Source organism: Protofrankia sp. CiT1 (assembly GCF_917627335.1).
In the GTDB taxonomy this organism is placed as follows: domain Bacteria; phylum Actinomycetota; class Actinomycetes; order Frankiales; family Frankiaceae; genus Protofrankia.
Map to the genome: position 1 here is coordinate 36035 of NZ_CAKJTP010000001.1, position 7604 is coordinate 43638.

Annotated in this window: 6 protein-coding genes; 3 read left to right on the forward strand and 3 right to left on the reverse strand. The window is 66.5% G+C overall.

Going from position 1 to position 7604, the window contains the following annotated elements:
- Positions 1–529: 529 nt before the first annotated feature.
- A complete protein-coding gene (locus MJ785_RS00155) occupies positions 530–1336 on the forward strand; it encodes a FadR/GntR family transcriptional regulator (RefSeq protein WP_239310819.1) in 807 nt (268 codons plus the stop codon).
- A gap of 662 nt (positions 1337–1998) precedes the next feature.
- Here the strand turns inward: MJ785_RS00155 and MJ785_RS00160 are convergent.
- Entirely contained in the window at positions 1999–3228 is a 1230-nt protein-coding gene (locus tag MJ785_RS00160) for an FAD-dependent oxidoreductase (RefSeq protein WP_239405470.1), read from the reverse strand.
- A 215-nt stretch (positions 3229–3443) separates the two neighbouring features.
- Between MJ785_RS00160 and MJ785_RS00165 the strand changes: the two genes are divergently transcribed.
- Positions 3444–4331: a putative RNA methyltransferase gene (locus MJ785_RS00165; RefSeq protein ID WP_239310821.1), complete on the forward strand. Its 888-nt coding sequence runs from the start codon at positions 3444–3446 to the stop codon at positions 4329–4331.
- 18 nt (positions 4332–4349) lie between these two features.
- On the opposite strand, the gene MJ785_RS00170 is transcribed toward MJ785_RS00165, so the two are convergent.
- Positions 4350–5084, reverse strand: a complete 735-nt coding sequence (locus MJ785_RS00170) for a polysaccharide deacetylase family protein (protein ID WP_239379847.1) — start codon at positions 5082–5084, stop codon at positions 4350–4352.
- A gap of 238 nt (positions 5085–5322) precedes the next feature.
- Entirely contained in the window at positions 5323–6132 is an 810-nt protein-coding gene (locus MJ785_RS00175) for a tyrosine-protein phosphatase (protein WP_239347140.1), read from the reverse strand.
- A 575-nt stretch (positions 6133–6707) separates the two neighbouring features.
- On the opposite strand from MJ785_RS00175, the gene MJ785_RS00180 reads away from it, so the two are divergent.
- Entirely contained in the window at positions 6708–7544 is an 837-nt protein-coding gene (locus MJ785_RS00180) for an undecaprenyl-diphosphate phosphatase (protein WP_239310824.1), read from the forward strand.
- Positions 7545–7604: the final 60 nt, after the last annotated feature.

Below are 7604 nucleotides of genomic sequence, written 5' to 3' on the forward strand. Positions count from 1 at the left end.
CCGCACCCAACCAGGGCCACCGCACCCAGCCAGGACCGCTCATGGCCGTTTCTTCGCGCCGCGGCAGGCACCGAGACGGCAGGACGGCAGCGGGCCTGCCGGGTTCGCCAATGCGCCCGGCCCTGTGCGCGAGCGGTGCCGCTCCGCTGGCCGCACCGGACGAATGCAGCGCCCCGGACCAGCGGCGCCAAGTGGATACACGACTGATCGAGATCCTTGCGGCCGATGCTCGGCCACCGCGGCCGGATGCTCTTATAGCACAGGGGTCAGCGACCCTTTACAGAAGGGGTGGCTGGAAATTTTTTCCAGCCACCCTCACGCTCAACAACCCCAGCCAGCATCCCCATCGGGCCAGGCAAAGACTACTTGTGGACAACATCGAAGCCTCGGATGTGTCCGGGCTCTCTAGGGAACAGGGACGACCCATTGGTAACCTCAAGCACCAACAACATTTGAGCTGAACCCCTTGGCTCGCCGGGTCCGTGTTGTAAAGAGACTCACCTGTTCGTTGTCGATGGAGGCGCCCACGATGGCTGTACAAGAGCTGGCGATGCCGGCTACTAGCAGGGCCGGCACGGTGGTCGCGATCGGGCAGCAGGTTCGAGTCCCGAAGACCGCCGAACTCGTCGCGGCCCACCTGCGGCGCCGCATCGTGCGGGGAGAACTCGTCGAAGGTGACGCGCTGCCGCCCGAGGCCACCCTCATGGAACAGTTCGGTGTCTCCCGGCCGACACTGCGAGAAGCATTCCGGGTCCTGGAATCCGAGGCGCTGATCACAGTCAGGCGCGGCGCACATGGTGGTGCGCGGGTGCACACACCAAACGGCGACATCGCCGCCCGCTACGCCGCCCTGGTTCTGGAGTACCGCGGTACCACGCTGGCCGATATCCACCAGGCCCGCGCTGTGATTGAGCCGCCCTGCGTGGCGATCCTGGCGGAGAACCACACACAGGATGACCTGGACAAACTCCGGCTCGCGGTAGGCGAGACCGCCGCCGCCACAGCGACCGACGATCCAGGCCAGTGCCTACAGGCCAATCTCGCCTTCCATATCCTGTTGGTGGATCTCGCTGGGAACACGACGCTCTCGGTTCTGTCGGGCATGCTGCGCCACATTCTCGATCTCGCAACGATCTCCCAGCCCGCCGCTGAGCGTGGACCCGAGCACCGGCTCGCCATCCGTCGGCGCCTCCTCGACCATGAACGCGTCGTGGACCTCATCGAGGCCCGTGAGGCTCGTGCCGCCGAAGATCTTTGGCGAGAACACCTACTGGAAGCCGGCCGTTACCTGACCGACGGTCCGGTGGCCGCGACCGTGCTCGATCTACTCGGCTGATCGGTAAGCTGATCGGTAAGGGCCCGTGACCGTTGTTCGGCCCCGCGTCAGAGCCCGGATTGGTTACGTGCCCGGTCAACCGCATCAGTTCGTGTCTCGAAAGGGCCGTCAGCAAGCAGCCCAGCAATCGACCAGCGCACGACCCACCAGCGATGGCCCTCATCGCAGATGACCTGGACGGCCCCAGCGCCGCCGGGAACGACAGCCACCTGGGGAGGACGGCGGCGGGCTCCTGCCCATGATCTGGAAAGTGAATGGCAGGGCGCCGCCAGCCGCCCGTCCGCTCTGCCAGATTCCCCCCGGCTTCCGGGCGCGCGTGAAGAACAATGATTACGCATCCTCTGGCCCCCAGATTCAGATTCTCTGAGGCCGCCCACCGCGCAGAAACTCCCAACCGCGCGGCCGTTGGCCGACTCGGCGGTCAACGGCCGGCCATCCGACGCTGTGCCGATGGCACGACCGCTCATCACCTGCCCAGGCAGACTTGCACCCCGCGCGGGAGTTGTCAAAGCACGATCGGCGGGCGCAGCCGACACCCGATCACCCCACCACAATTTGCGACTGAGAGTATTTCAATGACTTCACATTGCCACTACCCGTCAACCTGACAAACCCGCGGCCGGCGGAAACAAGTCGGCCCGCCCAGATGGCCGAGCTACCCGTCAGCGCAGTGGATCGAAAGGCGCGAGCTCGGCCGGAGAGCGGCCCGTGATGACCGCCTCGGCCACCAGCTGGCCGGTGACTGGTCCGAGTGTGATACCCCACATCCCGTGACCGCCTGCGACAAACACCCGTGGTGACGCGGTACGCCCGATCAGCGGAAGACCGTCCGGGCTACACGGGCGAGAACCAACCCACTCCTGCGTCCGCGTATCGAGATCGACGCCGGCCAGCAAGGGGCGAACCGCGTTGACGATCGCCATGACACGGCGGCGGTCGAGCGGCGCATGCGGCTCCCGGAACTCCATCATCCCGGCGATGCGCAGCCGCCCCCCCAGCGGTGTGCACGCCACCCGGTGGGCGGGAAAGTAGAGCGGGCCCTGCGGTAAGTCGCGTGCCGCGACGCTGAAGCTGTACCCGCGCCCCGCCTGGACGGGAGTCCGGACCCCAAACGAACGAACAAGATGGGGCAACCACGCACCGCTGGCAACTACCACCGCGTCGAACCGGCCACGCTGCCCGGTGGAGAGCTCCACGCTTACATCAGCGGCGCCAGCACGGTATCGATCATGACGATCAGCGTGGATGGCGAGCACACCGACGCCCTCCCGCACCTCACCACCCCGAGCCCGGACGCTGTTCGCGAGCGACAGCACAAAGCTCCCGGGATCGCAGAATCGCTGGCCATTGATGCGGACCGCAGCGTTGATCTTATCTGTCAGCGCCGGCTGCAGTGTGCGCGCCGCGGGGCCATCGAGCAGGTCAAAATCAACGTGCTGGCCAGCGTCGCGGATCTCCTCCAGCTCCATGACCAACGCATCCCGCTCCCGTGGGTCACGGTAACAGGCCAGAAAGGGCACGGCAGTAGGGGTGGGTACCGCCACGCCACCGGCGGCAAGGAGGTCGAAAGCGTCGAACGCCCGCCGGTTGACAGGCACAAGGGCACCCATCGCCGTCCGCCAACGGCTGACCGTGCTGTTGCGGGCGAATTCGGCAAGGAATCGCAGCAGCCGCGGGTCGGCACGCGGCGGTACATACACGGGGGATGTCGACCTCAACGCGGCCCGCAGGCCATAGCGCAGCACAGCCGGTTCCGGCAACGGTACCGCCAGGCTCGGAGTGAGCCAGCCGGCGTTGCCCCAGGACGACCCGGCGGCCACCTGGGCACGTTCGAACACTGTCACGCGGGCTCCGCGTTCCTGGAGAAACCACGCGGTGGCCAGCCCGACCATGCCGGCACCGACAACCGCCACCCGTTCCGTCCCGGGCGACCCGCGGCCGGCAGCGGAGCCCACGGATACCGGGCCTGCTTCTGATCTCCTGTCAGCGGACCAGTGCGTCATACCACCTCACCATCGGAACGCCAATTGGCCGTGGGTTGATCCGGTAGGCTGCGCCAGGCACGTACTGTCGTTGCCATGCGGCCGATGATGACGGTGGGCCACGCGTGATTCATGCGGTTCTCACCTATCTCACATGCCCGATATGCGGGCTGTCTCTCACCGTCGGCACCGGGCAGGTGCGCTGCCCGGACGGCCACGCGTACGACCTCGCTCGAGGAGGCCATCTGACGCTCACAACCGGCCGGGCCGCGGAAGTCGCCGGTGACCATGCGGAAATGGTCCGCTCACGAGAGGCGTTCCTCGCTGGCGGCCACTACGCGGCGCTCGCCGACCAGCTTGGCGCGGTCATCCGAAACTACACGATCAAAAATGGAGCGATCGGCGGTGAACAGGTCTTCGTCGACGTCGGCGCGGGCCCTGGCTACTACCTGGCGCATCTGCTGAACCTGTGCCCCAGCGCGGTCGGCATCGCGCTTGACGTGTCCAGGCAAGCGCTGCGGCGTGCGGCGCGTGCGCATCCGCGGATCGGCGCGGTCGGTGTGGACCTGCGCGGGCCGCTGCCGGTGCGCACGGGCACCGCCTCGGTCGTGCTCGATGTCTTCGCGCCGCGCAATGTCACGGAAATGCACCGCATCCTCCGGCCGGACGGACATCTCGTCATCGTAACGCCCACCGTCCGCCATCTGGCCGGACTTGTTGATTCGCTAGGTCTCGTCACGGTTGACGAACGAAAACCCGAGCGCCTCCGCTCGAAACTGGCTGGCTCCTTCGTCCAGCGGGACCAATGGACACTCGATCTGGATCTATCGCTTACCGCACAGGATCTTCTGCATCTCGTCATGATGGGTCCGACCGCACACCACCGGCGCGCTGCCGACATACAGCTGCTCATCGAGGAACGATGGCCGGCCGGCGCGGCCTCGACGGCTTCGTTTATGATCGAATTATACGAGCCCTACGGCACACGCTCCCGTAAAGAGGCGGTCCCGTGAACAGGCGGCCCGCTGGGTTCAACGAACGTTTTGGTCGGCCGTGAACATTGTTTTGACCGTGACCGGCACCAGCGCCCGCTGCGCGATGAGCCGCTCGAGTTCTCCGTACAGGCTGACGACAACCGCCTGATTCGCGTGCCCCAGCACCACTGCCCCCGGCTGGATGGCCTGGCGCGCGGCCGCGATGAGTTCGCCCGCCGTGACCCCCATCCGCGCGTCACCCACCGATCCGCTCCACATGAGGATCCGCGAATAGCCGAGTTCGGCAAGAACCGCTCGCGACCGCTCGTTATGCTCCCCGTACGGTGGGCGGAACCACGGTCGGGTGGTGACCCCGAATGTCCGGCTGACCCAGTCATCATTGCGTTCGACGTCAGCCCGCAGCGCCGCGTCGGAAAGGGTGCGGATACTCCGGTGGCTCCAGGTGTGGTTGACCATCGTGACCTGTCCGGATTCAATCAGCCGCCGGATGGCGTCAGCATGCTGGTTCCAGACGTTACGGTACATCCCGTTTGGCGCGAACGAGAGAGGAATATTCGTCCGGCTGGCGAAGCCGACATATCCGGCAACCGCGACGGGATTAAAGCCGTCGTCAATAGTAAGCGCAACCCGGCGAGTCGTCTCCGGCGCGTTGAACAGAATTTGTTGCTGTTGGGGCACGGCGGACGACGCCGACGGGCTGGCTGCCGGCTGCACGCTCGATGACGCCACCACCGGTGCCTGCAACCGCGGGACCGGCGTATCGGGCAACATGTGCGCAGACGGACCGCCAGGCTGCGGAGCGACCGCTGGCGGGGCGGGCTTCGGCCGCTCCCTGGCACAGCCGACAAGCATGTCAGCGGCTCCGAGGGCAAAAATTTTAGCAAGGATACGTCGGTCCACCCACGGGATTCTGAGGACTCCGACTACGGAGCGCAACTACAAGGACATGGATCTCGCCGCTCCGCGCAGTCGGGCCCCCTGCGGCAGGCCACGGATCCGGGCAACAGGATCAGACCACGAGCCGGGACCGCCAGCTGCCCACCGCGTCCGGATGCGCGCCGTTGGCCGCGAACCAGCCCGACAGGCCGCCCGGGTAATCGTCGATGGTGGCCAGCACCCGCTCAACAGCCGAGGTCGAGGTCGTGATCAGATCGGAAGCGCCCCAGCCCGCACCAGGTAGCAACGGATTGTTACCAACCCGACGCAACACTGCCGGCATATTCGCGGTTGTGGCCGCGTAATCCGCGAGTATCGCCTGTTGTTCGACGCCCGCCGCGCGCAGCAGGACCGCCACGACAAGGCCGGTCCGGTCCTTGCCGGCAGCACAGTGCACAAGTACCGGGCCAGGCGTGTGGGCCACGAGATGCATGATTTCGACCACCCGTGGTCCGGCGAGCTCGACGATCGCCCGGTACATCGTGCCCAGGCCACCAGCGAGCGCGGCGGCGGTTTCGGACGTGGGGCTGGCGGGGTCGACATCACCGAGCAGCGGGATCCTCCGGACATCGGTCGTCGCCGATTCCAGCGGGTGCGGGCCGCCGTCCTGCTCAACCGGCGACCGCAGGTCGATGACCACGCGGGGCGGCCATTCGAGGTCGAACACCGGCGCCCGATCGCCATGCCGTGGCGCGTCGCTGCGGTAGAGCACACCGGCTCGGGTGCACCCGCCGTCCTCGGTCGGCAAGCCGCCCAGGTCACGCAGGTTCACCAGTTGATCTCGGCTGGGCCGCGCTGACGATCCGGCTCGAGCCCGCCGGGCCGCCGATGCCGACGAGCTGTCGGTGGCCGGCTCGGGTGCCGCGATCTCGCTGCCGCTCATGGGTTCGCTCCCGCCTGATCGTCCGATCGCGTTCCAGTGGACCACACGTATCCGTCCCAGATCTGAACCCAGAGCCAAGATTTACGGCGTGTTCCGGAAGTCGTCGTTCGACCAGGGAGCCGCGTCCAGGCGGCTTCCGACGCACGCCCTAGCTCGGGCAACAGGGACTTGTCCAGCTCGCGCCGCCCGGGCGGCGACCGACGAGCCGGGGCACCCGCGCATCGTTGTGCGATGCGCGGGGAGCGATGACGTGAGGCATGTGCCCCAGCCCCGCGACGTCACCTCCCCTGGTGCCGGTCGCTCTTACGCCGAGTGGATCGGCCATGACGCCTTCCCCGGACGTCCGCGGCCGCGGATGCGGCCCCGAAGTCCGGCCATACAATCGCGAACGGCAATGCGCCGGTACATGCTGTGATGCTACAAAGTTTAGACGATTTCATCCGATTTGCACTGTCAGGCGACAGCGACAGGCGATCTGGTCGCGCTCGGCTTGCCTCCACGGGCCGTCCGCCCGGTACCGCGGAAACCGACAGGATCGCCAGGACCGACAGGACCGGCAACGAAGAGGGGTGGGCGTGAACCTGCTGGAGGCGGCGTTTCTCGGCGCGGTCGAGGGACTGACAGAGTTCCTCCCGGTATCGAGCACAGGACATCTGACGATCCTGGAAAAACTGCTCGGGTACTCCATCGACGATCCCGACATAACCGCGTTTACCGCGATCATTCAGGTCGGCGCGGTCTTCGCGACGCTGCTGTACTTCCGCAAGGATCTGGGGAGGATCCTGGCCGTCCTGCTCCGCGGTATCGTCCAGCCTCGCTGGCGAGGCCACCCCGACTACTTGTTCGGATGGGCGGTGCTGCTCGGCTCGCTGCCCATCGGCGTGGTCGGGCTGCTGTTCAAGGACGTGATCGAAACGACCCTGCGCAGCCTCTGGTTCGTGGGCATCGCGCTCATCATGTGGAGCGGTGTCATGGCATACGCCGACGGCAACGCCACCCAGAAGCGACATGAGGAGGACGTCACCTGGAAGGACACTCTGGCCATCGGCCTGATCCAGTGTGCCGCGCTCATCCCCGGCATCTCCCGGTCCGGCGCGACGATGTCGGCCGGTCTGACCCGAGGCCTCGACCGAGTGACTGTCACCAGACTGTCGTTCTTCCTTTCCATCCCTGCGCTGTTCGGTGCCGCGGCCCTACAGGGCGTCAGCGCGGCCAGCAACATCTCGCACGGAGTTGGCTGGACACCGACGATCATCGCTACGCTCGTCAGCTTCGCCGTCGCCTATGTCGCCATAGCCTGGCTACTGAAATTCATCGGCAAGAACAACTACGACATGTTCATCATCTACCGGATCATCCTCGGGGTGGCCGTGCTGCTCCTCGTCGGGACGGGCGTCGTCGCGGCAACCTGACGATCGAGCCGAGCCAGCTCAGGCAAGGCCAAGCAGGCCAAGCAGGCCAAGCAGGCCAAG

Coding starts and splice junctions, on each gene's coding strand:
- MJ785_RS00155 (WP_239310819.1), top strand. CDS start 530: ATGGCTGTACAAGAGCTGGCGATGCCGGCTACTAGCAGGGCCGGCACG.
- MJ785_RS00160 (WP_239405470.1), bottom strand. CDS start 3,228: ATGGTCGGGCTGGCCACCGCGTGGTTTCTCCAGGAACGCGGAGCCCGC.
- MJ785_RS00170 (WP_239379847.1), bottom strand. CDS start 5,084: ATGTTGCCCGATACGCCGGTCCCGCGGTTGCAGGCACCGGTGGTGGCG.
- MJ785_RS00175 (WP_239347140.1), bottom strand. CDS start 6,132: ATGAGCGGCAGCGAGATCGCGGCACCCGAGCCGGCCACCGACAGCTCG.